Raw genomic sequence first — 25555 nt, forward strand, 5'->3', positions numbered from 1 at the left:
GGGTCGGGGAGGTGCGGAAGCAGGTGTGGTAACGCTCCCAATGTAACCCATGCACTTTCGGGGGTCAAGTGCACCTGTGCTCAGTCGGGGGGCCGCCGCGCCTCCTTCCGCCCCGCGCCCCGAGCGGGACGGGGTCACCATCCGGAGACGGGTGTGCCTGGAAGACAGCGGCCAGGAGGGCGGGCAGACGGCGTCCTGGGCCTGCCCCGCGACCCTTTGTCCCGGGGTCGCGCCGCGCTTCCGGGTGGGCGGGAATGGTCGGGGGCGTGTGGGCGGGAGTGGGGGTAGAATTCCCCGGTGTCGGCCCGCCTGATTCCCTCCTCTCCCGCCCCGGCGGCGCAGCTCTGGACGCTGCCCGGCGGGATGAGACTGGCCTTCGAACGCCGCCACACGCCCGGCTTCGCCTTCGATCTGCGCCTGCCGGTGGGCAGTGCCCACGATCCGGTCGGCCAGGAAGGCGCCGGGGGGCTGCTGGAGGAGTGGCTGTTCAAGGGGGCGGGGGGCCGGAGCGCCCGCGAACTGCAGGACGCCTTCGATGATCTGGGCGTGCGGCGGGGCGGTGGCGTGGGCCTGGAGGCCACCCGCCTGAGTGTCAGTGGGCTCGCGGACGACCTGCGCCCGGCCCTGGCGCTGATCGCGGACGTCCTGATCCGCCCGACGCTGCCGGAGGCCGAGCTGCCGGTGCTGCTGGATCTGGCCCGGCAGGATCTGGAAGCGCTGCAGGACAGTCCCACCGATCTGCTGGCGGTGTGTGCCCGCAGCGCGGCCTTTCCGCGCCCGGCCGGCTCCCGCTTCGCCGGCCACGCCCACCCGGCCAGCGGCACGCCGCAGGGGCTGGCCGCGCTGGATGCCGGGGGCCTGCGTGCCCACCTGCAGCGCTACGGTCAGAGCGGCAGTGTGCTGGGGCTGGTGGCAGACATGGAGCCCGAACAGGCACACGACCTGGTTCTGGGCGTGCTCGGGGAGCTGCGGTTCGGCGAGGACGCGCCTGTCCCGGCCCACTTCCAGGCCGGGGCCCGCGCCCACGTGCCCGAGCCGGAGGCCGAGCAGACCCACCTGAGCCTGACCGCGCCGGGGGTGGCGCCCACCCATCCGGACTGGCTGCCCTGGCAGATCGCGCTGGGGGCCCTGTCGGGCGGCAGCGCCAGCCGGCTGTTCCAGGCGGTGCGCGAGGAACGGGGTCTGGCCTACGCGGTCAGCGCCTCGCCGGTCATCCTGGGTGCTCAGGGCTTCCTGACGGTCTATTCCGGCAGCACGCCCGCCCGCGCCCCGGAAACGCTGGAGGTGCTGCTCGCGGAACTCGCGCGGCTGCCCCAGGGCCTGAGCGCGGCCGAGTTCGAGCGTGCCCGCGCGGGCCTGAACGCCAGCGTGACCTTCGGCGCCGAGGGCCTGCGCGGCCGGGCCGGGGGGCTCACGCGCGACGTGGCCCTGTTCGGCCGGGTGCGTCCGTTGTCCGGGCTGCGCGAGTCCCTGGCCCGCCTCACGCTGGACGACGTGAACACCTTTCTGCACGGTTACGATCCCATCCGTGGCCTGAGCGTCGTGACCCTCGGCCCCCAGGAGCTTCCCCATGCCTGACGTGTTTTCCCCGGCTGTGGCCGTGCCCCAGCGCTTTGACCTGCCCGGCGGCCTGACCCTGCTGCTCGACCCCGATCCGGACGCCCAGACGGTCGCCGCCGGCTACTTCGTGCGAACCGGCGCCCGCGACGAGCTGCCCGGCGAGATGGGGGTCAGCCATTTCATCGAGCACCTGCTGTTCAAGGGCTCGGAAGAGCTGTCGGCCGCGCAGCTGGGCGAGCGCCTGGACGACCTGGGCGGGCACTCCAACGCCTTTACCAGTGAGGAGGCCACGGTCTACCACGCGGCCAGCCTGCCCGAGCAGACGGGCGAACTCCTCTCGACCCTGACCGAGCTGATGCGCCCGGCCCTGCGCGAGGCCGATATCGAGCCCGAACGCGGCGTGATCCTGGAGGAAATCGCCATGTACGCCGATCAGCCCGCCGTGCGCGTGGCGGAGGAGCTGCACGCCGACTACTGGGGCGATCACCCGCTGGGCTACCGGATTCTGGGCACCACCCGCACGGTCGGCGCCCTGAGCCCGGGGGCGCTGCGCCGTAACCACCGCGAGCGCTATGGCGCGGGCCGGGTCACCCTGGTGGTCACGGGCGCCTTCGACCCGCAGCGCATCCTGGCCTGGGCCCAGGAGCACCTGGCGGGCTGGCCGGTCTCCCCGCCGCCCCCGCCCGCGCTGCCGGCCATTCCCGCCCACCCCGCCCGCCTGCGCCTGATCCCCGACGAGAGCCTGAGCCGCGTGCAGGTCGCCACGGCCGCGCCGGGACTGCCCATCACCCACCCGCTGCGCGAGGCGGCGGCCGTGCTGGCCGACCTGATCGGCGGCGACAGCGGGGCGCTCTACTGGGCGCTGGTGGACACCGGGCTGGCCGACTCCGCCGACCTGAGCCACCTGGACTACCACGACACCGGCCTTTTCGAGGGCGGCTTCTCCTGCGACCCCGAGCGGGCTCAGACAGTGCTGGACCGCTACCGTCAGGTGCTCCGGGACGCGGCGGGCCTGATTACCGAGGCCAGCGTGCGCCGCGCGGCCCGCAAGCACGCCGTGAACCTGCTGCTGCGCGCCGACACCCCGCAGGATCGGCTGTTCACCCTGGGCATGGAATACCTCGCCAGCGGGCGGGTGATCACGGTGCCCGAACTCGTGGAACGCTTCGCCCGCCTGACCCCGGACGACGTGCGGGACGTGCTGGCCCTGTGCCCGCTGGATAGATTGACCGTGGTGGCGCTGGGGCCGCTCGACAGCCTGAACTGACGGGCTACACCGGTTCTCTTGAAGTCACGGCGTCGCCCGGCCTCGGCCCGAACTTCAGCTCCGCGTGGCCGGGCACCGCCTTCGCCGCGAACTCGCGCAGGCCCAGGCGATCCGGCGCCTCCAGGTGGTAGCGGAAGTTCCACAGGTAGTGCTGCACGACCCGTACGGGCAGCCCCAGCCGGCGCGAGTGCCGCTGGGCCACGTCGGCCAGGTGCCCCAGCCCGTCCCGGCGCGCGGTCCGCATGGCCCCTATCAGCCCTGGCGGCGGCGGGTTGCCCTTGTGGTACGCCCACACGGCGAACACGAAGGGGTGCCCGGTCAGCTCGAACCAGCTCTCGGCCAGATCCGTGACCGTGATGCCCCGGCCCGCGTGCGGCAGAGAGGTCATGGTGGTGTCCGGGGTCAGCGGCCCCACCACCCCGTACCACTCGCGCAGCGCCGAGTCCCCGATCCGCAGCACGCCGTCGTAGCCCTGCGCGAGCAGCGTCTCCGCGTCGCCCTCGGCGCGTTCCAGGGTGGGGGAGAGGCCGCGCTCCCGCAGGATCACCTCCAGCAGCGCCACGCTCATGGCCGACTGGCTGGTCAGCGCGACGCGCCGCAGCCCCTCCAGCGGCCGGGTGTGGAAGAGGTTCACCGAATACACCGGCCCCAGCACCGAGACGCTGAAGTCCGGCAGCGCCTCCAGCGTGCCGGCGTTCCGGATGAACTCGACCGCGCTGATATTGGCGATATCCACCCGCCCCGACAGCAGCGCCTCGTTCATCTCGGTGGGCACGCCGGTCATGGCGCTCACGCCCGGCGGCAGGATCAGCGAATCCAGAATCGGCGCGACGTTGGTGAAGTGGATCCAGCCGGCGCGGTAGGTCATGGGGCGCCTGCGGCGCGCGTTGATGGACGATGGTCGATAGTTGATGGTGGAAGGGCGAAACCGGACACCTGAAGGCTCACTCCTGCCTTTTCCATCACCCATCTCCCATCTCCCATCACCCTCTTCACGGCACCACCTGCACGCTCACGGCCTGCCACGTTCCCCCTCGCCGGGCGAAGACGCGCAGGAAGCTCTGGACGCGCACGCCGCCGGCATACAGCGTGCCGCGCGTAACTGCCGTATCGCCGTACACGCGCGAGGCGTGGCGCTCGAAGACCAGGGTGGCGGGCGGGTTGCGGGTCATGCCGTCGAGCAGGTCGCCCCGGAAGATCACCGTGCCGTCCGGGAAAAAGGCCATCCAGTCGTCGGCCAGCACGCCCGCCATGCGCCCGGGGTCGCGGTGGTGATAGGCGGCGTTCCACATGTCGTCCAGCATCAGCACGGTGTCGAGATCGGTCATGACGTCGTCGGCGGCCGGCGGCCCGGAGGAGGCGCCCGGCACGCTCAGTCGGCCGCCTGGGCGCCGCCCTGGGGGAAGGTCTCCAGCTCGTGGTAGTAGGCGTCGCGCAGCACGGGGGTGCGGCCGGCCTGCTGGATCATCTTCACCATGCCCGCCTGCGAGAGCGCCATCGGGGAGGTCGCGCCCGCCGCGTGGGCGATGTGCTCCTCCTGAATCGTGCCGTCGATGTCCGACACGCCCCAGTCGAGCGAGACCTGGGTCAGCTCGGAGCCGATCATCACCCAGTAGCTCTTGATGTGCGGGAAATTATCGAGGTAGATGCGGGCCACCGCGAGGTTGCGCAGGTCGTCCAGGCCGGTCGTGAAGTCGGTCTTGCCGAGGTTCTGGGCGAGCGAGTTGCCCAGCGGCTGGAAGGCCAGCGGGATGAAGGCGTGGAAGCCGCCGCCGAAGCGCGCCAGAGAGTCGTCCTGCAGCTCCCGCAGGCGGTGCATGTGATCCAGCCGCTCCTCCAGCGTCTCGATGTGCCCGTAGAGCATGGTGGCGTTCGTCCGCATGCCCAGCGAGTGCGCTTCACTATGGATCTGCAGCCACTTGTCGGCCTTGACCTTGTTCTTCGCCACCTGCTTTCGTACCCGGTCGGCGAAGATCTCCGCGCCGCCGCCCGGCATGGCCGCCAGCCCGGCCGCCTGCAGCTCGCGCAGCACCTCCAGTGTGGGCTTCCTGGAGATCTTGCTCAGGTGCTCGATCTCGGCCGCCGTGAAGGCCTTGACCTGCAGATCCGGAAAGGCGGCGCGCAGTTTGTGCACCATCTCGGGATAGAAGGCCCAGGGGTGGTTCGGGTGGTGCCCGGAACTCATGTGCAGCTCGGTGATGCCCGGCAGGTAGCGGCGCTGCACCTGGGCCACGACCTCATCGGGCGAGTAGTCCCAGGCGCGTTCCTCGTTCTTGTGGGCGGCGAAGGCGCAGAAGGTGCAGCCCACGTAGCAGATGTTGGTGAACTCCAGCCGCATGGAGTGCACGAAGTACACCTTGTCGCCGTGCAGCGCCTCCTTGCGCCAGTTCGCCAGGCGCAGCAGGGTGTTCAGGTCGCGGGTGTGGAACAGCGCCATCCCTTCGTCAAAATCCAGCCGCTGGCCGGCTTCGACCTTCTCCACGAGGGGAGCGAGCGCGGAGTCCGAGAGCCACTTCATGAGCTGAGGATACGCCCCTGGGGGAGCGCAAAGTGTCCCATCCGGAACACCCGCTCGGGCAGCTGAGGCGGCGGTGAAGATGGACGCAAGCCGCCCGCCACGTCCTCCCGGCGCCGCCTGCGTAGCATGCCCGCATGGCTTCAGTCCCCAGCCCGTCCGACGCGGCCGCCTGGCCCGAGCTGCTCGACTGGCGGCGGCAGGTCGGCGCCCTGTACGCCCGCGTGCGCCGGGAACGGGAGCAGGATCCGGCCTCGGCGCACGCGCTGTGGCGCTCGGAGCGCACCCGCCTGTTCCGGGAGCATCCGCAGTCGCCTCTGCCGCCGGAGGCCCGCACCGCCTTCCGGGGCCTGCCGTGCTGGCCCTACGACCCCGCGCTGGCCTTCACCGCGCCCATCGAGCCTCTGCCCCAGGAGCGGCTGACCATTCCGTCCTCGACCGGCCAGGACATGCCGCTGGTGCGGTTCGGGTGCGTGCGCCTGCCGGTCGGGAGGCTGGACGTGTACTGGATCGACGTCTACGGCGGCGGCGTGTTCCTGCCCTTCCGGGACGCGGGCAGCGGCACCGACAGTTACGGCGGGGGCCGCTACCTGCTCGATACGGCCAAGAGCGCCGACCTGGGCAGCACGCCCGGCGGGGAACTCGTGCTGGACTTCAATTTCGCCTTCCACCCGTCGTGCTTCTACGATCCACGCTGGAGCTGCCCGCTGGCGCCGCCGCAGAACGTCCTGAAGGAACCTGTACGGGCCGGTGAGCGGGTGTCCTGACCCCTCTGGCCCCCCCTCCCCCTGTACAGGGGTCATCCGGGGGGGGCCTGCCGCCGTGCGACAATGGCCTCCAGAATGACCCAGGTGGCCCACCACGACCTGAACCGGCAGATCGCCCGGTACCGTTCGCTGGTGCAGGTGGCGGCGGCTCTGGCGCGCACGGTGCGAACCGAAGAACTGGTTCACGCCATCCACCGGCAGGCCCGCGAGCTGTTCAGCGCCCCCGTGACCCTGATGGCCCGCCGCGCCCCGGACGGAGGCTGGTTCACGCGCACGCTGGAGGGTGACCAGATCATCGACGAGCGCGTGCAGCCCCGCGCCGACGGCCTGCTGGAACGGGTGCTGGCCGACCGCCTGCGGCTGGAGAACGATCTCGAAGGGTACCTGCGCGGGGAGGGTCTGGAGGTCTTTCGCCTGAACGCCGCGTCGGGGCGGCCGATCACCCGCTCGTGGATGGGCGTGCCCATGCGCCCGGACAGCGCCCCCGAGGCCGTGCTGTCGGTGCAGAGCGACGAACCCGGCGCCTTTACGCACGAGGATCTGGAGTTTCTGGAACTGCTGGGCATCCACCTCAGCATCGCCCTGGAAAACGCGGCGCTGCACGAGCGCGTGGAGCGCGAGGCCCGCACGGATCCGCTGACCGGGCTGCTCAACCGCCGCGCCTTTACCCTGCACGGCGAGGCCCGGCTGCCGGAGGTGCGCGCCGGCCGCTCGGTCACGCTGGCGGTCATGGACGTTCAGGATTTCAAGAGCGTCAACGACCTGTACGGCCATCACATCGGCGACGAGGTGCTGAGCGGCCTGGGCAGCGTGCTGAGCGACGTGGCCGTGCAGCGTGCGTCGGGTGGGCCGGCTGAAGTGGGTGGGCACACTGAAACGGGTAGGCACAGTGAGACGGGTAGGCACAGTGGGGTGGATGAACCGGGCAGGCTCTCCGCCGCGTGCGCCCAGGTCTTCCGGCTGGGGGGCGACGAATTCGCCGCGCTGCTGCCCTGCCCGGCCGGGGCGGCGCGCGTGTGGATCCGCGAGTGCCTGGAGGCGGTCAGTCGGCGCTCCTGGCCCGTTCCGCTGGCCCCCACCGTGAACGTGGGCCTGGCCGCCGCCGAGGCCACCGACACCCTGAGCGACTGGGTGCGCCGCGCGGACCGCAGCATGTACGCCGCCAAACGCCAGCGCGTTCATCTGCTGGACTGAACCCCGGCCGGACTGAGCCCCTGACGGACTGAGCGGGGCCGCCCGGCCGGGTGCGCTAGGCTGCTCGGGTGAACGCTGGAAACGCCCACCCACAGGGAGAGCCCGGGGCTGAAGAGGGCCGGCCGGAAACGGGCCGAGCTGGAACAGGTCAGTCTGGAACGGGTCAGTCCGAAAAGGGCCAGGAGACGCCGCCCGCAGAGCGCTGGATCGTCGACGGCCTGGAATCCACGCCCCGGGGCCAGGTCGCCCGGCTTGAACGCCCGGACGGCACGACCGGCGACCTGCCGCTCGCCTCGCTGCCCGGCGGGGTGCGGGAGGGCGATGTGCTGGCCGTGCAGGACGGCCCGGACGGCGTGACCCTCCATCTGCTGCCCCGCGAGAGCGCCGCCCTGCGGGAGGCGGCCCAGGCCCGGCTGGACGCCCTGAACGGCGCAGACCCGGCTGAGGCCGACGAGCCGGCAGAGATCCGCCTGTGAGCCGGCCACCCGCGCCGCCGAAGCGCAGGGCCCCGGCGTCCGGCCGGCAGGCTCCAGCCCAGCCGGCCGCACAGCAGCGGAAGGCCAGCTCCCGCAGGGCGGCAGGCCAGAGTGGGGCCCGCCCGAAGTCGCCCGGCCGGGCCGGAAGCAGCCGGGGGCCCAGCGGCGCCGATCTGCTGGGCGTGCTGGTGCTGACGGTGACGGTCTCGCTTGCGGCCTGTGCAGGCGGCGGGGGGCGGATCAGCCTCAATCCGCAGCCGGCGCCGGCGGGCCCGCAGGGCGAGGTCACGGTGCGCTTTCTGGACGTGGGCCAGGGCGACGCCGTGCTGATCCGCAGCCCCGAGGGCAAGACCCTGCTGGTGGACGGCGGGCGCAGCAGTGATCGGCTGCAGGCTCACCTGAAGACCTTCGGCGTCCGCAAGATCGACCTGCTGGTCGCCACCCACGCCGACGCCGACCACATCGCCGGACTGGTGGGCACGGCCGAGCAGCGCCCCACGCTGTTCATCAACAACGGGCTGGCCGGCACCACCCAGACCTGGGAACGGCTGGTCAGCGCGTTGCAGGGGGCCGACACCACCTTCCAGAAGGCCAGCGGGCAGCTCATCCGTCTGGGCAGCCTGGACGTGCAGGTGATTGCCCCGCCGCCCGGCGTCCCCGACGATCAGAACAACCATTCGGTGGGCCTCGCCCTGCGCTTCGGCCAGTTCCGGGCGCTGATGACCGGCGACAGCGAGCGGCCCGAGACCACCGCCTGGCTGGAGCAGGGGCGTGCCGAGCTGCAGGGGCCCTTCCAGCTGTACAAGAGCATCCACCACGGCGCCAGCACCGGGGATCATGCCGCCTGGCTGGCGGCGGTGCGGCCGGAGAACGTGGTGATCAGCGTGGGCGATAACAGTTACGGCCACCCCACCCCGGCCACCCTGGCGCTGTATCGCCACAGCGGTATTCGCGTGTACCGCACGGATCAGCAGGGTACGGTGAGCTTCACCGCCCGCAGCGACGGCTCGTACCGGGCCAGCACGGATCGCGCCAGCGCCGACCGCTCTTCGCCCTGAACATGGCCGTGAAGCGTCAGTCGGCGCTGCAGCTCAGCGGCCGGGTCACCAGAAGAGTCCCGGTGTCCTGACGTTGGGCCTCGACCAGCCCGGTGAAGATCTCGACCACCTGCGGGTCGAAATGGGTGCCGCTCTGCTTGCGGATCTCGGCCACGGCGTCCTCGTGGGACCAGGCTCTCTTGTAGGGCCGGGTATGGGTCAGGGCGTCGTAGACGTCGCACACGGCGAAGATCCGGGCCTCGAGCGGAATGGCCTCGCCGGCCAGCCCGTCCGGGTAGCCGCTGCCGTCCCAGCGCTCGTGGTGGCTGCGGATAATGCTCAGCGTGCTGGGCGTTAGGCCCGAGAGGCGGTAGGCGATGTCGTAGCCGCGGGTGGCGTGGTTGCGCATGATCTCCCACTCGCTGGCGTCCAGCGGGCCGGGCTTGAGCAGGATGGCGTCGGGGATGACCAGCTTGCCGATGTCGTGCAGCGACGCGCCCTGACGCAGGGCGTCCAGTTTCGGTTCGCTCATGCCCAGGCGCAGCCCCAGCTCCTCGGAGAGGTTCACCACGCGCTCGGTGTGCCCGGCGGTCTCCAGGTCGCGTTCCTCCAGGGCCACGCCCAGCGCCAGCAGGCCGCCCTGCAGGGCGCTGCGGACATTCTCGACTGCCTCGAGCCGCTCGAAGGCGTGGCCCAGCCGCGACGCCACCGTTTCCATCAGGCGCCGCACCTGGGGCGTGACCACGCGCCACGAGCTGTACTGCAGCAGGCCGATCAGGCCCATCACCTGGGCGCCGTAGCGCACCGGCACGATCACCACCGTTTTCAGGCCGGCCTCCACCCAGCTCTCCAGGGCGTAGGCCTCGCCGGGGTAATCGTTGCTCCAGCGGGTGGCGCTGTGGGCGATCGCCTGCCCGGTGACCCCCTCGCCCTCCCGGTAGACCACGCCCTGCAGCTGGGCGCGCGCCTCGCCACTCAGGTGGCCCCCGAGCTGCTGAACCACGAAGCCGTCGTCCTGCCGTTCCAGATACACCGTGCCCTCGAAGCCCAGCACCTGCGCGGCCAGCGGCAGGCCCTCGCCCAGCACCTGTTGAGGGGTCTCCATGCGCTCCAGCCGCAGGGTGAACTCCTCGATGCTGATTCCCACCCGGGCGGTGGCGCCCTGGCGGGCCAGCTCCTGGCGCTGGACTTCCTTGTGCTCGTACATGTTGGCGTCGGCCTGGGCCAGCACCCGTTCCAGCGAGGTGACCCCCGAGACCCGGGCGACCCCGTAGGCGAAGGGAGGCATCAGGTCGCCGGGCAGTTCCAGCAGATCGCTGGCCCGCTCCGCGACCTGATGCGCCTGCTGCTCCGAGAGCCCCGGCAGCAGCAGCACGAACTCGTCCCCGCCCCAGCGGGCCGCGAGCCGGTAGGGCGCGCTCACCTCCAGCAGCGCCAGGGCCACGCTCCGCAGGCGGTTGTCGCCGGCCGCGTGGCCCCCGCTGTCGTTGATGACCTTCAGGCTGTTGAGATCCAGCACCAGCACGCACAGGCCCGTCTCGGCCGTCCAGCGGGTGAACAGGCCCTGCAGGCCGCGCCGGTTCCACAGGCCGGTCAGCGAGTCGCGGTTCTCGCGTTCGCGTTCCACCTGACGCTCCAGTTCCAGGCGCTGCGTCTGGCGCAGGCTGCGGCGCAGGCGGCGGTCGAGCAGGCTGACCGTGGCCAGCGACGACAGCAGGGTCAGCAGGATCAGCCCGGCCGCCAGATTGGTGGTTCTGCGCGCTTCCCGCTCCCGGTCTTCCCGGAGTTCCCCGATCAGGCTGTTCAGCCGCTCGGCGGCCGGATCAACCCGCGCGCTGTCTATCTTCAGGGCCCCGGCCCGGTCACCGCTCCGCAGCACGGCCAGTTCCTCGGCCGTGGCCTGCAGGTACCCGCCCAGCTCCTGGGCGGCGTTGCCCAGCGAGGGTTCCTGGGCGTACGGCGGGGCCAGCAGGTCGTGCAGCCAGGTGGTCGGTGGCGTGGCTTCCCGCCGGGCGGCCGCCTGCAACTGCGCCCTGAGGTTCTGAAGCCGCTCGCGGCTCTGCGCGACCTGATCCCAGTGGTCGTCCTGCAGCGTGTCGCTCTGGAGGGCCTGCCATTCCAGGGCGCTGTGCGCGTTGGTGGCGGCGGTGGTGTCGGCCAGCAGCAGCAGCGTGTCGCGGAAATGGCTGGCGGCGCTGATCACGGCCGCGCTCAGTCCGGTGGACAGCAGCGTCAGGCCCAGGAGCGCCGCGATCACCCAGCCGCGCCCGGTCAGCCGGCGCCAGAGGCTGGCCGGCGGGCGCGAGGTCATGGCCTGCACCCGGACGGCTGGCACAGTTCCAGACCTGGAGGGAGGAAACCAGACGAATCCACCCTGTCACTGTGCATCGGGTCAACTGTCAGCGATCTGACAAAGGGGAGAGTTCAGGAGGCCGCTTGGCCGCGGCTGCAGCCTGGAACAGACCCCATCCACCCCACACCCGGGGCGGCGCGGCCCCGGGCACCGTCAGACCGGCCCGGGAGGCTCCGGCGGCCCTCCGGGAGGCTGGAGCTGCAGCGGTTCGGGCGGCGGCGCCTCCACCTCCAGGGCGCGCCCGGTGGTGGGATGGACGAAGCTCAGGCGGTGGGCGTGCAGCCAGTAGCCCAGATCGCCCGGCAGGCCCGGCAGCGCGGCCCGGGGCAGACCGCCCGGAGCGTAGAGCGGATCGCCTACCAGCGGGTGCCCGGCGAAGGCCAGGTGGATGCGGATCTGGTGGGGCCGTCCGGTGCGGATCTCCACGTCCAGCAGGGTGCGGCCCGGCCGGCGCTCCAGTACCCGCACGTCGCTGTGGGCGGCCTTTCCCTGCGGCGAGGCGGCGTGAACTGTGCCCAGCAGGCCATGCGCCACCGGCCCGATGGGCGCCTCCACGCTGAACGAGTCGGGCTGCACGGTGCCCGAGGCCAGCGCGCGGTAGGCCTTGTGCACCGCGTGTTCCCGCCAGCTCCGCGACAGGGCCGCGCCGGCCTCGCCGCTCAGCGCGAACAGCACCACCCCGGAGGTGCCGCGCCCCAGCCGGTGCAGCGGCGAGGCGCCCGGCCAGCGCCGGCGCACCCGCGTGAGCAGCGTGTGGTTCAGGAACCCGCCCGCAGGCATGGTCGGCAGGCCGGAGGGCTTGTCCACGGCCAGCAGGGCGCCGTCCTCGTACAGCACGCCGAAATCCAGGGGCACGTCCGGCTCGGCCCAGGGCGGGCGGCGCCATACCACGCTCTGGCCGGGGCGCAGCGCCTCGGGGCCCGCCACGCGCCGGCCGTCCACCTCGACCTCGCCCGCCGCCAGCCGCGCCGCCCAGGCCGCCCCGTCGGAGTGCGTGAAACGCGCCGTCAGGAAGGCCAGCACCGTCTCGCCGCCGCGCTGCACGGTGATCCGGTAGGCATAGCCGTCGTTCAGCGCCGCGCACACGTCCTCAGGGTAGAGCCTGCGGCGGCCGGTCTGGCCTGGATCAGACGCTGGGCTACACTCTGGGGCGATGTTTGGCCCGACCACCCCCCGCAGTCGCCCCCAGCCCGGCCACCTCTACGACGTGGCAGTCGTAGGCGCCGGCCTGGCCGGCAGCGAACTCGCCTGGCGGCTGGCCCGCGCCGGACAGGACGTGCTGCTCGTGTCGCAGGCGCTCGACCACCTGGGCAACCTGTACCAGCCCACCACCCAGGGCGCCGGCTTCCCGGCGGGCAGCGTGTTCGCGCGCGTGCAGGAGGCCCTGGCTCCCGACACCGACGGCTGGACCTTCCACCGCCACCTGAAGGCCGAGATCGAGTCCACCGCCGGCATCCACCTGCTGCAGAGCACGGTCACGGCGCTGGACGAGACCGACACGGAGGTCGTGCTCTCCACCTGGGAGGGCCCCACACTGCAGGCCCGCGTGTGCGTGCTGGCGGTGGGCGCCTTCCTGAAGGGCCGGCTGCTGATCGGCGACACCCTGGAGGAGGCCGGTCGGCTTTCCGAGGTCGCCTACGACTTCCTGGCCGACGATCTGGCCCGTAGCGGCGTGTGGCTGATCGGCGCCGAGCAGACGGCCGGCGCCGCAGAGGGCGCCCCCGCCTACGACGTGCGCTTCCTGACCCCCGCGCCCGGCGAGCTGAGCGGCTTTCAGGTGGCCCGCCTGGAGCGTGTGTATATGCTGGGCCGCTGCACGCCCGGAGAGCACACCTACGCCAGCGTGCTGCAGGACGCGGCCCGGCTGGCGGGGGAGCTGCTGGAGCCCGGCCCGTGATCTTCCGCCTCGCCGACTTCCGGTTTCCCGACGACCCCCAGCGCCTCTACCCGCAGACCCCGCAGCGCCCCTGGGTGCTGGAGATCGGCTTCGGCGACGGCCGCTTCTGGCCGCAGTACGCCCGCACCTTCGGGCAGGCGCCGAATTACCTGGGCGTGGAACTCTCGGGCGTGTCGCTGCTCAAGGCCAATCGCCGCCTTCAGGCGGCCGGGCTGGATAACGCCGTCCTGACCCGTCTGCCCGCCGACGTGCTGGTGCGGGAGGTCATTCCGCACGGCGCCCTCGACCTGATCGTGGTGAACTTTCCCGATCCCTGGCCCAAGGCCGGGCACACCGAGCACCGCCTGCTGCGCGCGCCCTTCTTCCAGCTCGCCGCCAGCCGCCTGAAGCCGGGCGCAGGGCTGCTGCTCACCACGGATCACGACGAGTATTTCGAGTTCGCCTGTGCCGAGGCGGCCGCGAGCGGGGTCATGGCCGTGGAGACCGGCGAGCCGCCCCCCGCCGCGCTAGAGACGAAATACGCGCTGAAGTGGCGTGACCTGGGCCTGGGGGTCAACCACGCGCGCTTCACGCCCACGGCCCATGCGTTCGTGCCCCACGGCAGCACGAGTCCCTATCCCGACGCCGTTCCCGAACAGGAATCCCTCCCCCTGGAGACCACCGTGCCCCACGCTGTCCTGACCCTGCCCACCGATTTCTCGCCCCACGATTTCCAGAAACGCACCGAGCGCAGCCCCGAGGGACGCGGCCCGGACTGGACGGTCATCCTGCTCGACCTGTACCAGAGCCTGCGGCGCGATGGCTGGGTGGCGCTGGCCCACGTGGTCGAGGGCGAACTGACCCAGGAAGTCCTGATCGGGATCACCGGGCGGGCCGACGGCAGCCATCTGGTGCGACTGGCGAAGTTCGGCGGGCCGATCATCACGCCCGGCGTGAAGGCGGCGGTGGGTACCGTGACCGCCTGGCTGGAATCCGAGGGCGCCGTGGTGAAGCACAGGGGGTACTGAGCCACCCAGGAAAGGGGCGACCGGCGATCTCGCGTCAGGGCGTCCGGCGCGCATGTCCTTGAGCCCATTCTTGCGAGTGGAGGGTTCGCCCCAGAGCCGGCCAGGGGAGGCTGAGGCCGTCCAAAGCCTGGACGCCTCGCTGAACGGCCATCACTCCACGCGGTGGTGGCACAGGGCGGGGGCGGGGGCCAGTCGCTGCTGTCCCCTCACGCTTGCCCACCCTCCTTACATGTGCCGCGTGGAAAGCGGGCCGGGCGTTCATGCAGCGTCACCGTCCGTTCCGGCTCCCTTCATACGGTGAGGGCACTCACGCGCGGCTGGGGGGGCCGGACGTCAGATGGAGCGGCCGGCTCTCCCAGTTCCCCGCCCTTTCGTCGCCACCGGAGGCTTCCATGTTCCTACGCATCGATAAACTGCAGTTCGACCTTCCCCTGCCCAAAGAGAAGAATCCCAACGGCGCCGCCACCGTGCAGGAACTCATGGGGGGCCGCTTCGGCGAGATGTCGACCATGATGAATTACATGACCCAGTCGTTCAACTTCCGGGGCAAGACCACTCTGCGGCCCTATTACGAGCTGATCGCCAACATCGCCGCCGAGGAACTGGGCCACATCGAACTGGTCTCGGCAACCATCAATGCGCTGCTGGCAGGGCCGGACACCAAGGATCAGGAAGAGCCCGTCGATCCGGCCACCCACCCCTTTTCCTTCGCCCAGGACGTCCGCAACACCAAGCACTTCATCGCGGCCGGGCCCGGCACCCTGATCGCCGATTCGCACGGCAAGGCGTGGAGCGGCGATTACGTGTACTCCAGCGGCAACCTGATGCTCGACCTGACGCACAACTTCTTCCTGGAAGGCGCCGCCCGCCACAACAAACTGCGCGTCTACGAGATGGTGGACGACCCCACCGCCAAGGCCCTGGTCGGCTACCTGCTCGTGCGCGGCGGCGTCCACCAGATCGCCTACGCCAAGGCCCTGGAATCGCTGACCGGCGTGAACATGGAGAAGATGTTGCCCATGCCCAACATCCCCACCGCCAAGATCCCCGAGGCGAAGACGGTGATGGATCGTGGCCTGCACCAGATCCTCTACCGCTTCAGCGACACCGATTACGGCCAGCTGGGCCAGATCTGGAACGGCACCCACCCGGAGGACGGCTCCGAGGTGCGGGTGGGCGAGTACACCGAGATCGAGGGCGGCAAGCTGATGGACGGCGGGCACGACTCGGCCGCCTTCTCGCCCGACTGGGACATGGGCGAGATCATGGAGATCGCCAAGAAGCTGCACGACAAGGCCCGGCTGCGCTGAGTTCAGGGAAGAAGCGGCGCAGCTTGCGTCGCTGGGGCCAGCGGGCTGTCGAAACGCTGGCCCCGCCTTCTGCAGCCTCCGTGGTAGCCGGACATTGAGGACAGCGCCACGTGGTCGCCCATCCTCCCCAGACCGCCCATCTCCGCCAGACCTTCGTGTCTCCCGCCGACGCTGATCCACGGATCTTCCTCGCCGGGAGGCTCCCGGCGTTCACGTGCGTTATGCCCTCTCACGCTCCTGGCCGTCCGTGGCTTCCCGGTAGGCCGCCTGCACGAGCTTCAGGCCCGGGGCCAGGGTCAGGGCCTTCAGGAGCGGGCCGTCGATCCGCAGGGTGCCGGCGGTCATGGCCGCCACCGGGTTGAGGTCGCCGCGCCAAAAGGCGTGGGCGGCGGGGCCGCTCAGGTGGAAGGTCAGGTCGGCCTCGCCCAGCCGCGCCGCCTCGCCCGTCGTGACCACCGACTCTCCGCTGCGGCCGTCCACCAGCACACAGGCGTCCGGCTGTGTCTGCAGGAAACGCAGGGCCAGCCGGGCGCGGGCGGGGCCGGGATCGGCGGCCTGCAGGAAGACCCGTGTCAGCAGAGCTTCAAGGTCGGGGCCGGTCTGGGCAGGCGGAGTGGGCATTCTGTCAGCCCAGTACACGGCGGCGCCCGACACCGTATGATCGCTCGCAAAATGAGCGCTAGGACGGCTTTTTCCAGTGTTCGGCGGTGCTTCATGAAGCGTGCTTTCCCACACTCTGGGCGGCGGGGGCGTGGTGTCCTGATCGGGCAGGAAAAACCAGTTTCAGGAGGTCAAGCATGAACCAGCAGTTACAGCAGACCATTCAGGCCCTTTCGGGTGGCATCCAGGGCGTCGACCCCAGCACGGCCATCTCCAACGTCACGAGCTGGCACCAGACCCTGGACGGCGTTCCCGGCGCCGAGACGGTCGTCGACCACCTCGCCAGCCTCAAGTCGGCTCTGGAAAGTGGCGACCTGGAAGGCGCCGCCGCCATCCTGCCTGACCTGGGCGCGGCCACCGAAGATCTTTCGGGCGCTGCTCCCGCGGCCGATCAGGACGGCCTGCGTCAGCTCGCCGCCGCGCTGCAGGGCTGAGCCCACCCCGCCGGACTCCGGCTGAGGAACCCCGTCTATGATGACGGGGTTTTTTATGGCCTCCGACGAACGGCACTACACCCACGAACCCCTGTCCGACATCCTGCCGGCGCTGCGCCGGGCGCTGGCGCAGGCGGGCCGGGTGGCGTTCACCGTGCCCGATCCCGACAGGGGCCTGGGGCTGTACGCGGGCGAGCTGACCCCGCAGGGGCGCCACCGGCCCTGGGCGCTGTGGGCCGAGGTGGCCGACCTGCTGGGCGCGCATCTGCTCACGCCGGAGCGGCTGGACGGCGGGCGGGTGCGCCTGAACCTGCGGGCCTTCGCGCCCACGCCCGAGCCCGACGCCGGCGGCTACGGCGCCGGAAGCGACTGGGTGCGGGTGGACAAGCTCGAAGACCCCACCTTCCTGCTGGGCTTCGTGGAAGCGCTGCGGCGGGTCGATCCGCCGCCGGGCGGGCGGGTGCTGGCGCTGGGCGTCAACGCCGGCCGCGAGCTGGACGCGCTGGCCCTGGCCTTCCCGGAGCGTGGGCTGGACGTGCTGGGCGTGGACATCGACGACTCCGCCCTGCAGGCCGCGCGCACCCGGCATCCGGCCTACCGCTTCGAGCGCCTGGACGTGACCACCCTGCCCCGCCCGGAGCTGGGCACCTTCGACCTGGTGGTCGCCCTGAGCCTGCTGCAGAGCCCCGGCGTGACCCAGGACGTGCTGCTGGCGGCCCTCAGGAGGCACCACCTGCGCCCGGCGGGCGGCCTGATCCTGGGCTTCCCCAACGCCCGCTACCGGGGCGGCACCCTCAGCTACGGCGCCCGGATGCGGAACTTCGCGCGGCCGGATCTGAGCCTGCTGATGGCCGACGTGACCCAGGCCCGGCGCGGCCTGCAGAAACACGGCTTCAAGGTGTTCGTCACCGGCCGATACGAGGTGCTGGTCACCGCCATCCCGGCCGGGGTGAGGACGCCAGGGCACCTGGAGCTGTGAGGCGGGCCTCCGGAGCATCGAAGGCGCCCGGACAGGGACAGGCCCGAAACCCTGAGATGAAGAACCGAACACGCTCTGGGGCGTTGTCACCAGGCGTAACGGCAATGATTCTCACGTCGTCCTCAGCCGGGTGTTACAGTGCCGACATGCGCCGACAACCCACCCTGGCTGCCCCCTTGTTCTCCGTCCTGCTCTGTGCGGCGCTGGTGGGCTGCGCGCCCTCGGCCTCGTCGGGCACGGCGAACGCTCAGGCCCTGCAGGGGCCGCTGCCGCTGGGGGAGACCTGGGTGATCGGCGGGCTGGATCAGAACAACAACAAGATCGAGGGGAAGGTCACCCTGACCCGGGCCCCCAGCTACCGCGACAGCGACCAGCGCTGGTTCTACGGAGGCGATACCGGGTACGCGCTGTACTACGAGCAGGCCACCGGCAACGCCACCTTCCGCGTGTGGGACGTGAGCAAGTCCGGGCGGCTGGTGGCGTGCTACGTGTTCCGGCCCTTCAGCGCGGATCAGAAGAGCTACAGCGGCGCCGGACTGGCCGGCACCGAGGAGGAGATCGACGCGGTCTTCGCCAAGCTGAGCGGCTCCGGCACCCGCCTGGTCGGCGGCGAGTGCACCCTGACGCGCAGCTGAGGCTGGTGGGGCCGGCCGGGCGCGCTGACTACGCCTGGCCCTGCAGGAACGTCTGGAACCAGAAATAGCTGTCCTTGGGCGTGCGAACCTGGGTCGCGAAATCCACATGCACCAGGCCGAAGCGCTGGCTGTAACCCTCGGCCCACTCGAAGTTGTCCAGCAGGCTCCAGGCGAAGTAGCCGCGCACCTCGGCGCCCTGGGTCATGGCCGTCCGCATGGCCTCGATGTGCTCCTCGTGGTAGCGGCTGCGGAAGTCGTCGCGCACGCGGCCGTCCTCACCCACCACGTCGTGCTGGGAGCAGCCGCTCTCGGTGATGTACAGGGGCGGGCAGGTCTCGGCGTAGCGGGCCTTCAGGCCGGTCAGGGTCTGGGTCAGGCCCTCGGGCACCACCGGCCAGCCGAAGGCCGTGTAGTCGCGCCCCGGCAGCGTGCCCGTCTCGACCCCCAGGGGCGCGGCCGGGTTGGCGCGCACCCAGTCGGGCTGGTAGTAGTTCACGCCCAGGAAGTCCAGCGGCGCCGCCATGACGCTCAGGTCGCCGGGCAAGATCACGTCCAGCAGCGCCGGGTCGCTCTGCGAGAGCATGTCCAGCGCCAGCGCGGGGTACTCGCCGCGCAGCAGCGGATCGGTGAAGAGGTGGTTGCGCAGGGCGTCCAGCCGGTTGGCCGCCTGATGATCCTCGTCGCGGTCGCTGGCCGGCCAGACCGGGGCGAAGTTGTTGGCGATGCCCACCGAGCGCGCGCCGGCCTCGCGCAGCGAGCGCACCGCCAGCCCGTGCCCGAGCAGCTGGTGGTGCGCGGCCGGGAAGGCGCCCAGCCCCAGCGCGCGCCCCGGCGCGTGGGTGCCCAGCGCGTAGCCCAGCAGGAAGTGGATGTAGGTCTCGTTCAGCGTCATGAAGCCGGCCACGCGGTCGGCCAGCCGTTCGCCCACCAGATAGGCGTAGTCCCCGAAGCGGTGGGCGGTGTCGCGGTTCATCCAGCCGCCCGCGTCCTCCAGGGCCTGCGGCAGATCCCAGTGGAACAGGGTCGCCCAGGGCTGGATGCCGGCCCCGAGCAGTTCATCGACCAGCCGGTCGTAGAAGGCCAGGCCCGCCTCGTTCACGCGCCCCCGCCCGGTCGGCTGGATGCGCGGCCAGGCCACCGAGAAGCGGTAGGCGTTCAGGCCCGCCGCCGCCATCAGGGCCACGTCCTCCCGGAAGCGGTGGTAGTGGTCGCAGGCCACGTCGCCGGTGTCGCCGTTCTTCACGCGCCCCGGCGTGTGCGAGAAGGTGTCCCAGATGCTCGCTCCCCGCCCGCCCTCGTGCACGGCGCCCTCGATCTGGTAGGAAGCCGTCGCCGTGCCCCACACGAACCCTGCTGGAAACTGAGCCATGAGCCTATTGTGCCGCTCAGGCGCCCAGAACGTACGGGCGGTGGAGGAGGCCGGCCAGGGCCGGTGAGGGCCAGGGACGGGACGGGCCCCCCGCCACCTGCGCCGTCACGCCGCCTCTATGCTCCACGGCCTCTACGCCCCACGCTGCCCCGTGACCCAGTAGCGCACGCGCTCGGCCACGTTCTCCATGTGGTCGCCCACGCGCTCCAGCGATCTTCCCACGCGCATCAGCATCAGCGCCTTGGAGATGTTGCGGGGGTCTTCGAGCATGTAGGTCACCAGTTCGCGCTGGATCTGCTCGTAAAGGTCGTCGACCTCGTCGTCCATCTGCACGGTCGCTTCGGCACGGGCCACGTCGCGGTCGGCGATGGCGGCGCGCAGGTTCTGGCTCATCTCGCCCAGGCGCTCGAGCATGCGCGCGAGGTTGACGTAGCGCTTGAGGGCCGGGGCCTGGGCCAGCTCCACGCCGTCCTTGGCGACATGAACCACGTAGTCGCCCATGCGCTCGATGTCGGACAGACTCTTGAGGATCAGCGCGACCATCCGCAGATCGCGCGCCACCGGCTGGTGCAGCGCGATGATCCGCAGGCACTCGGCCTCGATCTGCGCCTCCTGCGCATCGACCTCCAGATCCAGGGCCTGTACCTCGCCCAGGCGCTCGATCTTCTCGTGCAGCAGGACGTCGGCCGCCACCGGCATCATCCGCTCGACCGTGCCGAGCATGTTCAGGGCGCCGCTCAGCACGGCGCGCAGATCGGTTTCAAGGGCTTCACGCATAGTCAGGACTCCTGAGAGGAACGTACCATCTGGAAGGTCTGGGCGAGGTCAGGGCGCCGGGACACCCGGCCAGGCAGGAGGCAGGCGGCGGCAGGGCTATCCCAGCCCCGCCACGCCGGGCAGCGTGAAGCAAAAGGCGTTGCGCTCGCCGCGCCGCTCGACCCAGGCCTGTCCACCCCAGCCCTGCACGATGCTCCGCACGATGTACAGGCCCATGCCGCTGCCCTGACCGGGCGCGCCCGCGCCGCGCGTGTGCGCCTGGAACAGGCTGTCGGTGTCCGGAATGGAGGGGCCGTGGTCGAGCACGCAGACCTCGATCCAGGTGCCCCGCTCGGCGGTCTGCACCTCGATGCCCTTGCCGACCGGGCCGTATTTCAGGGCGTTCTCGATCAGGTTCAGCAGCACCTGCAGCAGCTTGTCCGGGTCGGCCCGCACCAGATGATCCGGCCCGAAGGTCAGGGAAGCCTGCCGGGCGCCCAGCTCGGTGCCCAGCAGCCGCTCGGCGCGGGTGAAGGCCTCGGCCAGCGGCAGGGTGCGGGCGCGGGTGGGCCGGAAGCCCACCGCGAGGTCTTCGACCAGCCGGGCCAGGCGCTCGGTTTCCTGCAGCCCCTGGCGCACGAAGTTCTGCGAGAGTTCGCGCGGCATGTCGTACTCCAGCGCCTCCAGCACCCCGCGCAGCGCCGCGACCGGGGTGCGGAACTCGTGGCTCAGCACGGCGGTCGCCTCGCGCAGCTCGGCCTCGCGGCGGCGGTGTTCGGTGACGTCCTCCACGATCAGGGCCGCCGCCGTGCCCTCGCGGGTGGCCGCGCAGCGCAGGGTGCGTCCGCTGACCTCCAGCTCCAGCTCGCCGCCGCGCTCCAGCAGGGTCTCCAGGGTGTGGCGGCGCACGACCTCCAGCACCGGGCGGCCTTCCGCGCGTTCCTGCGGCACGCCCCACAGCCGGGCGGCGGCGGCGTTCAGGCGGGTGACCACGCCGCCCTCGGTGAGCAGCACGGCCTGCGCCAGGGTGTCCATCCAGAGGTCAGGCATCGACGTTCCTCCCCGCACGGCCCCGGTCATGCGCTGTCCGTCCAGGGACGCATCCGGTAGCCCTTACCACGCACGGTTTCCAGAAAGCCGGGGCGCCCCGGGTCGTCGCCCAGGTGGGCGCGCAGCTGCGTGATGTGCTGATCCACGGTGCGCTCGCCGCCCAGGAAGTCCGCGCCCCAGACCTTATCGAGCAGCTCGGTGCGCGAATAGACCCGGCCCACGTTCTGCGCCAGGAAGGTCAGCAGATCGAATTCGCGGCGGGTCAGGTTCAGCCGCTGGGGGCCGATCCGGGCCTCGGCCGCGCTGATCTCCACGATGAGCGGCCCGTTGGAGAGCACCGCCTGCGTCTCGGGCTGGGAACGGCGCAGCAGCGCCCGCACCCGCGCCACCAGTTCCGCCGCGCTGAAGGGCTTGGTGAGGTAGTCGTCGGCGCCGGATTCCAGGCCCTCGACCCGCTCGGCCTCGGCGGCGCGGGCGGTGAGCATCAGCACCGGCAGGCGGCGCAGCTCGGCGTCGGCGCGCAGACGGCGCAGGAAGCCCAGTCCGCTCTCGCCGGGCAGCATCCAGTCCAGCACCAGCGCGTCCGCCTCGCCCAGAACCTCGAAGGCGCCCGCCGTGGAGGGCAGCGCCGTGACCTTCAGCCCGGCCCGCTCCAGGTGGAAGTGCAGGACGTCGCGTACCGTCCCCTCGTCCTCGATGACAACGACGTGGCTCATTCCCCTCCATTCTGGGGGCAGAGGTCAGGTCGGTGTCAGCCCCGCAGCCCCTCTCCTCCGGGTGTCCCGCGAGGGACGGGGTGCATGACAACGGGGGAAACGAGTGGGCCTAAACACTCCAAGCGTCAAAAAAGCGCCCGGAGTGACAGCTCCGGGCGCCTGGAAAGGAGGTGAATCCTTAGGGCTAGACACCGTAAGGATACGCCGAACCGTCCGCGCAGGCAACTCAAACCCGCCGAAATCGCGGCCCTCGGGGCAGCGGTCGGCGCGGTGCCGAGCGGTCTGGCGGCGATGCTGGCAGCCCTGAAGTCAAGCCCTCCCGGCCCCCGGTCGTGCCCCTTCCCCCCGAGCGCCCGGTGTGGGCGTTTTCCTGTTCTCCATGATCCGGTCTGCCTGGGGCCACTTGCGTTACCCTGGAGGGCACGGCGCTTCCCAATGGAGCGCGGGCCGGCCGGGCACACGAGGCTTGACTGTGGGGCGACATCCCTCTCCAGGTGGTTCTGTGAGACGCACCCGGCACGGATCAGGAGTGAGTTATGCGGAAGTTCTATACCTCGGAATCGGTGTCGGAAGGGCACCCGGACAAACTCGCGGATTTCATCTCGGACAGCATTCTGGACGAGTTCCTGCGCCAGGAACCCACCAGCCGGGTGGCCGTGGAGACCCTGCTCACCACCGGCATGGCGGTCGTGGCCGGCGAGGTCACCGCGCACGACGCCCGCGTGGACATCCAGAAGACCGTGCGCGACGCCGTGATGAAGGTCGGCTACACCCGCGCCAACTACGGCTTCGATGCCGAGTACAGCGCGGTGCTGGTCGCCATCCACGAGCAGTCGCCGGAGATCGCGGGCGGCGTGAGCAGCTCCGAGGAGTGGCGGGCCATGAGCAAAGCCGAGCGCGCCCGCCCCGAGAACGCCTTTTCCGAGGTCGGCGCCGGCGACCAGGGCCTGATGTTCGGCTACGCCACCGACGAGACGCCCGAGCTGATGCCGCTGCCGATCTCGCTGGCGCACAAGCTCACGCGGCGGCTGGCGCAGCTCCGCAAGGACGGCACGCTGACCTACCTGCGCCCCGACGCCAAGGCCCAGGTTACGGTCGTGCGCGACGGCGAACCGCACGAGGCTGGCGACACCTTCGTGGATACCGTGGTGATCAGCACCCAGCACAGTGACGACGTGACCCAGGAGCAGATCCGCGCCGACATGATCGAGCACGTGATCCGGGCCGTGATTCCCGCCGGGTACCTGACCCCCGAGACCAAGTACTTCATCAACCCCTCCGGCCGCTTCGTGATCGGCGGGCCGCACGGCGACACCGGCCTGACCGGGCGCAAGATCATCGTGGACACCTATGGCGGCGCGGTGCCGCACGGCGGCGGGGCCTTCTCGGGCAAGGATCCCACCAAGGTCGACCGCAGCGCGGCCTACTATGCCCGCTTCATCGCCAAGAACATCGTCGCCGCCGGGCTTGCGCGCCGGGCGCTGGTCGAGGTGGCCTATGCCATCGGCCGGGCCGCGCCGGTCAGCCTGCGGGTCGATACCTACGGCACCGGCACCCTGAGCGACGAGCGGCTGGCCGAGCTGGTCGCAGCGCACTTCGACGCCCGCCCGCAGGCGATCATCGCGGAGCTGGAGCTGCGCAGGCCCATCTACGCCCAGACTGCCGCCTACGGGCATTTCGGCCGCGAGGAATTTCCCTGGGAGCAGACCGGGAAGGCGGCGGTGCTGCGGGCAGCGGCGGGCGAGCTGCGGGAGCCGGTGGAGGGCTGAGGGCAGACAGCTCAGGGTGGAGAGGGCCGGGGCAGACGCTTCCGGCCCTGTGCTTTGACCATGCTCTGCGTGAGGTGATCATGGACTGGTCACGGGGCCCAGCGCAGGCTGCAGGTAGGGGGGAACCACTATGCCGCACCTTCGTTCTACGACCGCCCTGTCCAGAACCCTCACGCTGAGCCTCGCCCTGACCTTCGGCGGAGGCGCCCACGCCTTCGACACCGGGCACCACGCCGACCTGACCCGCGAGGTGATGGCGGAGGCCGGCATGAACGACACGGCCATCCGCGCCGCGCAGGTGGAGAACTGGCTGGTGGACTACTACAGTACCGACGCCTTCAACATTCCGGCAAGCATCCGTCGGGAAGCGGCCAAGCTGCACGCCGACAACCTGTTCTCCCGCGCGGCGGTGACGAACTACTGGAACCGCTACGCGGCGAACGCGAAAGCCGCCTTTCAGGAGGCAGCCCGCAACAACAATCCCCGGCAGGTGGTCGCGCTGCTGGGCATGAGCCTGCACACCGTACAGGACTTCTACACGCACGCCAACTGGCCCGAAACCCAGGCCCCACCCGCCGGGGCGGATTACGCCACCGTCACGTGGTTCGACGCCACGTCGGCCCAGCGCGAGGGCGTCAAGACCGGCAAGGCCAGCACCAGCCCCGACACCAGCCAGACGCCGCACGGCGGCTACACCAGCGGCATGAACCACGATTCCTACGTGCGGCCGAACTGGGATCGGGCCTACGTGTTCGCCTACGCCGGGGGGCGCCAGTGGGTCAACCAGGCCCGGTTGTGGGTTGCGGAGATCAACCCGGCGGTGTGGGAGAGCGCGAAGGGGCTGAGCCTGGAAGGCAAGTACCTGAGCCGCCTGAACAGCGACTACACGGCCATGTACCGTATTTCCGAATGGGTCAAGGATGGCCCCGAGGACGGGCACTGGAAGGGCAACCGCAGCGGTGTCCGCAAGGATTTCCTGGCCTACGCTGCAACGTGGGTGGCCTTCACACTGGATTCGGTGTTTGTGGAAGACTTCAAGAACCGCAGGTGGCACCAGCTGCTGTCCGGCGGCCTGCGCGGCGCGCTCGACCTGAACGTGAACGCCCCGCCGCCGAGTCCAGCGCCCAGCGTGGCCCGGGTCGGCCTGAACAAGCGCGCCGTGTTCCTGAGGACGGTCGCCGTGCGCGACCTGAACGGCGCAGACAAGCGGCTGGGTCTGGGCTCAGACGCCGACATGTTCGCCCGCATCAAGGTGCAGAACCAGGAGTTCATCGAGGCCATGCAGCTGGACAGAGAGAGCATCCGCCCGGCCTGGACGACCATCCGGTTCATCGATGCGGATATTCCCACCGTGATCGTGCACTACGAACTCTGGGACGAAGATCTCCCGTACAGCGGCGACGAGCACCTGGACGTCCACCCGGACGGACGCTTCAAGGATCTGGACTTTTTTTACAACATGAACACCCACCAGATGGGCGGGATTGGCATCGAAGGCGTGTTCGACTCGGCGGCGCGGCCGTTCACCACCCAGGGCACCGCCGATGACCGGGCGCGGCTCCAGTTCTTCGTGACCACGAAGACGCTGGCCCGCACGGTGGTGCGCCCATTCCAGCCACCCGTGGGGCCGCTCCCGCCGATCACTCCGGTGGAGCCGCCGGTCGTCCGCTAGAGCATTTGTCCGAATGGAAGCATCAGACCAAGGGCGTCTGATGCTTCCATTCTCTGCTTCGCAGCTTTGCAGGCCCCAAAGACTCCATTACATTCACTCACTCCGTTCGGTCAAAAGTGAACCGCTCTTTTG

The 25555-nt window shown here is 70.7% G+C and carries 24 protein-coding genes; 14 read left to right on the top strand and 10 right to left on the bottom strand.

Features of this window, described 5'->3' with window-relative positions; translation table 11 throughout:
* The first annotated feature begins 363 nt into the window (after positions 1–363).
* Together CVO96_RS08980 and CVO96_RS08985 are read left to right on the top strand one after the other, a co-directional pair.
* Complete coding sequence (locus CVO96_RS08980; protein ID WP_103313386.1) at positions 364–1578, top strand: M16 family metallopeptidase; 1215 nt, start codon at positions 364–366, stop codon at positions 1576–1578.
* Positions 1571–2827 (top strand): M16 family metallopeptidase, encoded by a 1257-nt coding sequence (locus CVO96_RS08985; RefSeq protein ID WP_103311942.1) that lies wholly within the window; start codon positions 1571–1573, stop codon positions 2825–2827. The genes CVO96_RS08980 and CVO96_RS08985 overlap by 8 nt, the downstream gene beginning before the upstream one ends.
* A 4-nt stretch (positions 2828–2831) precedes the next feature.
* Here the strand turns inward: CVO96_RS08985 and CVO96_RS08990 are convergent, their stop codons facing one another.
* From CVO96_RS08990 to mqnE, 3 genes are all read right to left on the bottom strand, one after another.
* Positions 2832–3695 carry a menaquinone biosynthetic enzyme MqnA/MqnD family protein gene (locus CVO96_RS08990; RefSeq protein ID WP_103311943.1) on the bottom strand — a complete coding sequence of 288 codons (864 nt, stop codon included), beginning with the start codon at positions 3693–3695 and terminating at the stop codon, positions 2832–2834.
* Positions 3696–3819: 124 nt separating this feature from the next.
* A complete protein-coding gene (locus CVO96_RS08995) occupies positions 3820–4197 on the bottom strand; it encodes a nuclear transport factor 2 family protein (protein ID WP_243398246.1) in 378 nt (125 codons plus the stop codon).
* Positions 4198–4199: 2 nt separating this feature from the next.
* Complete coding sequence (gene mqnE, locus CVO96_RS09000; protein ID WP_103311944.1) at positions 4200–5345, bottom strand: aminofutalosine synthase MqnE; 1146 nt, start codon at positions 5343–5345, stop codon at positions 4200–4202.
* Positions 5346–5479: 134 nt separating this feature from the next.
* On the opposite strand from mqnE, the gene CVO96_RS09005 reads away from it, so the two are divergent.
* The 4 genes from CVO96_RS09005 to CVO96_RS09020 all read left to right on the top strand — a co-directional run bounded on the left by CVO96_RS09005 (position 5480) and on the right by CVO96_RS09020 (position 8837).
* The gene (locus tag CVO96_RS09005) at positions 5480–6109 is read left to right on the top strand and encodes a DUF1684 domain-containing protein (protein WP_103311945.1); all 630 of its coding nucleotides are present in this window, start codon (positions 5480–5482) and stop codon (positions 6107–6109) included.
* Positions 6110–6184: 75 nt separating this feature from the next.
* Positions 6185–7303 carry a GGDEF domain-containing protein gene (locus CVO96_RS09010; protein ID WP_165795252.1) on the top strand — a complete coding sequence of 373 codons (1119 nt, stop codon included), beginning with the start codon at positions 6185–6187 and terminating at the stop codon, positions 7301–7303.
* A 68-nt stretch (positions 7304–7371) separates the two neighbouring features.
* The gene (locus CVO96_RS09015) at positions 7372–7779 is read left to right on the top strand and encodes a DUF3006 domain-containing protein (protein ID WP_103311947.1); all 408 of its coding nucleotides are present in this window, start codon (positions 7372–7374) and stop codon (positions 7777–7779) included.
* A complete protein-coding gene (locus CVO96_RS09020; RefSeq protein WP_103311948.1) occupies positions 7776–8837 on the top strand; it encodes a ComEC/Rec2 family competence protein in 1062 nt (353 codons plus the stop codon). The genes CVO96_RS09015 and CVO96_RS09020 overlap by 4 nt, the downstream gene beginning before the upstream one ends.
* A gap of 16 nt (positions 8838–8853) precedes the next feature.
* Here CVO96_RS09020 and CVO96_RS09025 read toward each other — a convergent pair whose 3' ends face one another.
* Both CVO96_RS09025 and CVO96_RS09030 read right to left on the bottom strand, forming a co-directional pair.
* Complete coding sequence (locus CVO96_RS09025; RefSeq protein WP_133161770.1) at positions 8854–11127, bottom strand: HD domain-containing phosphohydrolase; 2274 nt, start codon at positions 11125–11127, stop codon at positions 8854–8856.
* 195 nt (positions 11128–11322) lie between these two features.
* On the bottom strand, positions 11323–12255 hold the full coding sequence (locus tag CVO96_RS09030; RefSeq protein WP_103311950.1) for an RluA family pseudouridine synthase: 933 nt from the start codon (positions 12253–12255) through the stop codon (positions 11323–11325).
* Between the two features lie 67 nt (positions 12256–12322).
* Between CVO96_RS09030 and CVO96_RS09035 the strand changes: the two genes are divergently transcribed.
* The 3 genes from CVO96_RS09035 (at position 12323) to CVO96_RS09045 (ending at position 15383) form a co-directional block, all read left to right on the top strand.
* Positions 12323–13066, top strand: coding sequence for an FAD-dependent oxidoreductase (locus tag CVO96_RS09035; protein WP_103311951.1), 744 nt, complete (start codon positions 12323–12325; stop codon positions 13064–13066).
* Positions 13063–14073: a tRNA (guanine(46)-N(7))-methyltransferase TrmB gene (gene trmB / locus CVO96_RS09040; protein WP_103311952.1), complete on the top strand. Its 1011-nt coding sequence runs from the start codon at positions 13063–13065 to the stop codon at positions 14071–14073. Before CVO96_RS09035 ends, trmB begins: the two co-directional genes overlap by 4 nt.
* A gap of 392 nt (positions 14074–14465) precedes the next feature.
* Positions 14466–15383 carry a manganese catalase family protein gene (locus CVO96_RS09045; protein ID WP_103311953.1) on the top strand — a complete coding sequence of 306 codons (918 nt, stop codon included), beginning with the start codon at positions 14466–14468 and terminating at the stop codon, positions 15381–15383.
* A gap of 219 nt (positions 15384–15602) precedes the next feature.
* Here the strand turns inward: CVO96_RS09045 and CVO96_RS09050 are convergent, their stop codons facing one another.
* Positions 15603–16004, bottom strand: coding sequence for a hypothetical protein (locus CVO96_RS09050; RefSeq protein WP_103311954.1), 402 nt, complete (start codon positions 16002–16004; stop codon positions 15603–15605).
* A gap of 176 nt (positions 16005–16180) precedes the next feature.
* Here CVO96_RS09050 and CVO96_RS09055 point away from each other — a divergent pair, with 176 nt between their 5' ends.
* The 3 genes from CVO96_RS09055 to CVO96_RS09065 all read left to right on the top strand — a co-directional run bounded on the left by CVO96_RS09055 (position 16181) and on the right by CVO96_RS09065 (position 18091).
* Positions 16181–16477 carry a hypothetical protein gene (locus tag CVO96_RS09055; protein WP_103311955.1) on the top strand — a complete coding sequence of 99 codons (297 nt, stop codon included), beginning with the start codon at positions 16181–16183 and terminating at the stop codon, positions 16475–16477.
* 55 nt (positions 16478–16532) lie between these two features.
* Positions 16533–17456, top strand: a complete 924-nt coding sequence (locus tag CVO96_RS09060; RefSeq protein WP_103311956.1) for a class I SAM-dependent methyltransferase — start codon at positions 16533–16535, stop codon at positions 17454–17456.
* Positions 17457–17602: 146 nt separating this feature from the next.
* Complete coding sequence (locus tag CVO96_RS09065) at positions 17603–18091, top strand: hypothetical protein (RefSeq protein WP_133161771.1); 489 nt, start codon at positions 17603–17605, stop codon at positions 18089–18091.
* A 28-nt stretch (positions 18092–18119) separates the two neighbouring features.
* Here CVO96_RS09065 and CVO96_RS09070 read toward each other — a convergent pair whose 3' ends face one another.
* The 4 genes from CVO96_RS09070 to CVO96_RS09085 form a co-directional block, all read right to left on the bottom strand.
* On the bottom strand, positions 18120–19460 hold the full coding sequence (locus tag CVO96_RS09070; RefSeq protein ID WP_103311958.1) for a GH1 family beta-glucosidase: 1341 nt from the start codon (positions 19458–19460) through the stop codon (positions 18120–18122).
* Between the two features lie 132 nt (positions 19461–19592).
* On the bottom strand, positions 19593–20237 hold the full coding sequence (gene phoU / locus CVO96_RS09075) for a phosphate signaling complex protein PhoU (protein ID WP_103311959.1): 645 nt from the start codon (positions 20235–20237) through the stop codon (positions 19593–19595).
* Positions 20238–20333: 96 nt separating this feature from the next.
* Complete coding sequence (locus CVO96_RS09080; RefSeq protein ID WP_243398247.1) at positions 20334–21266, bottom strand: sensor histidine kinase; 933 nt, start codon at positions 21264–21266, stop codon at positions 20334–20336.
* Between the two features lie 26 nt (positions 21267–21292).
* On the bottom strand, positions 21293–21982 hold the full coding sequence (locus CVO96_RS09085; RefSeq protein ID WP_103311961.1) for a response regulator transcription factor: 690 nt from the start codon (positions 21980–21982) through the stop codon (positions 21293–21295).
* A 536-nt stretch (positions 21983–22518) separates the two neighbouring features.
* On the opposite strand from CVO96_RS09085, the gene metK reads away from it, so the two are divergent.
* A complete protein-coding gene (metK, locus tag CVO96_RS09090; protein ID WP_103311962.1) occupies positions 22519–23751 on the top strand; it encodes a methionine adenosyltransferase in 1233 nt (410 codons plus the stop codon).
* Between the two features lie 130 nt (positions 23752–23881).
* Entirely contained in the window at positions 23882–25423 is a 1542-nt protein-coding gene (locus tag CVO96_RS09095; protein ID WP_103311963.1) for a hypothetical protein, read from the top strand.
* Positions 25424–25555: the final 132 nt, after the last annotated feature.

It is taken from the genome of Deinococcus koreensis, assembly GCF_002901445.1.
GTDB lineage: Bacteria > Deinococcota > Deinococci > Deinococcales > Deinococcaceae > Deinococcus > Deinococcus koreensis.

What these genes read in the sequence shown, in the direction of transcription:
- CVO96_RS08980 (WP_103313386.1), top strand. Translation starts at nt 364, where the DNA reads ATGAGACTGGCCTTCGAACGCCGCCACACGCCCGGCTTCGCCTTCGAT.
- CVO96_RS08985 (WP_103311942.1), top strand. Translation starts at nt 1,571, where the DNA reads ATGCCTGACGTGTTTTCCCCGGCTGTGGCCGTGCCCCAGCGCTTTGAC.
- CVO96_RS08990 (WP_103311943.1), bottom strand. Translation starts at nt 3,695, where the DNA reads ATGACCTACCGCGCCGGCTGGATCCACTTCACCAACGTCGCGCCGATT.
- mqnE (WP_103311944.1), bottom strand. Translation starts at nt 5,345, where the DNA reads ATGAAGTGGCTCTCGGACTCCGCGCTCGCTCCCCTCGTGGAGAAGGTC.
- CVO96_RS09005 (WP_103311945.1), top strand. Translation starts at nt 5,480, where the DNA reads ATGGCTTCAGTCCCCAGCCCGTCCGACGCGGCCGCCTGGCCCGAGCTG.
- CVO96_RS09010 (WP_165795252.1), top strand. Translation starts at nt 6,185, where the DNA reads ATGACCCAGGTGGCCCACCACGACCTGAACCGGCAGATCGCCCGGTAC.
- CVO96_RS09025 (WP_133161770.1), bottom strand. Translation starts at nt 11,127, where the DNA reads ATGACCTCGCGCCCGCCGGCCAGCCTCTGGCGCCGGCTGACCGGGCGC.
- CVO96_RS09035 (WP_103311951.1), top strand. Translation starts at nt 12,323, where the DNA reads ATGTTTGGCCCGACCACCCCCCGCAGTCGCCCCCAGCCCGGCCACCTC.
- CVO96_RS09045 (WP_103311953.1), top strand. Translation starts at nt 14,466, where the DNA reads ATGTTCCTACGCATCGATAAACTGCAGTTCGACCTTCCCCTGCCCAAA.
- CVO96_RS09050 (WP_103311954.1), bottom strand. Translation starts at nt 16,004, where the DNA reads ATGCCCACTCCGCCTGCCCAGACCGGCCCCGACCTTGAAGCTCTGCTG.
- CVO96_RS09055 (WP_103311955.1), top strand. Translation starts at nt 16,181, where the DNA reads ATGAACCAGCAGTTACAGCAGACCATTCAGGCCCTTTCGGGTGGCATC.
- CVO96_RS09060 (WP_103311956.1), top strand. Translation starts at nt 16,533, where the DNA reads ATGGCCTCCGACGAACGGCACTACACCCACGAACCCCTGTCCGACATC.
- CVO96_RS09065 (WP_133161771.1), top strand. Translation starts at nt 17,603, where the DNA reads ATGCGCCGACAACCCACCCTGGCTGCCCCCTTGTTCTCCGTCCTGCTC.
- CVO96_RS09070 (WP_103311958.1), bottom strand. Translation starts at nt 19,460, where the DNA reads ATGGCTCAGTTTCCAGCAGGGTTCGTGTGGGGCACGGCGACGGCTTCC.
- phoU (WP_103311959.1), bottom strand. Translation starts at nt 20,237, where the DNA reads ATGCGTGAAGCCCTTGAAACCGATCTGCGCGCCGTGCTGAGCGGCGCC.
- CVO96_RS09080 (WP_243398247.1), bottom strand. Translation starts at nt 21,266, where the DNA reads ATGCCTGACCTCTGGATGGACACCCTGGCGCAGGCCGTGCTGCTCACC.
- CVO96_RS09085 (WP_103311961.1), bottom strand. Translation starts at nt 21,982, where the DNA reads ATGAGCCACGTCGTTGTCATCGAGGACGAGGGGACGGTACGCGACGTC.
- metK (WP_103311962.1), top strand. Translation starts at nt 22,519, where the DNA reads ATGCGGAAGTTCTATACCTCGGAATCGGTGTCGGAAGGGCACCCGGAC.
- CVO96_RS09095 (WP_103311963.1), top strand. Translation starts at nt 23,882, where the DNA reads ATGCCGCACCTTCGTTCTACGACCGCCCTGTCCAGAACCCTCACGCTG.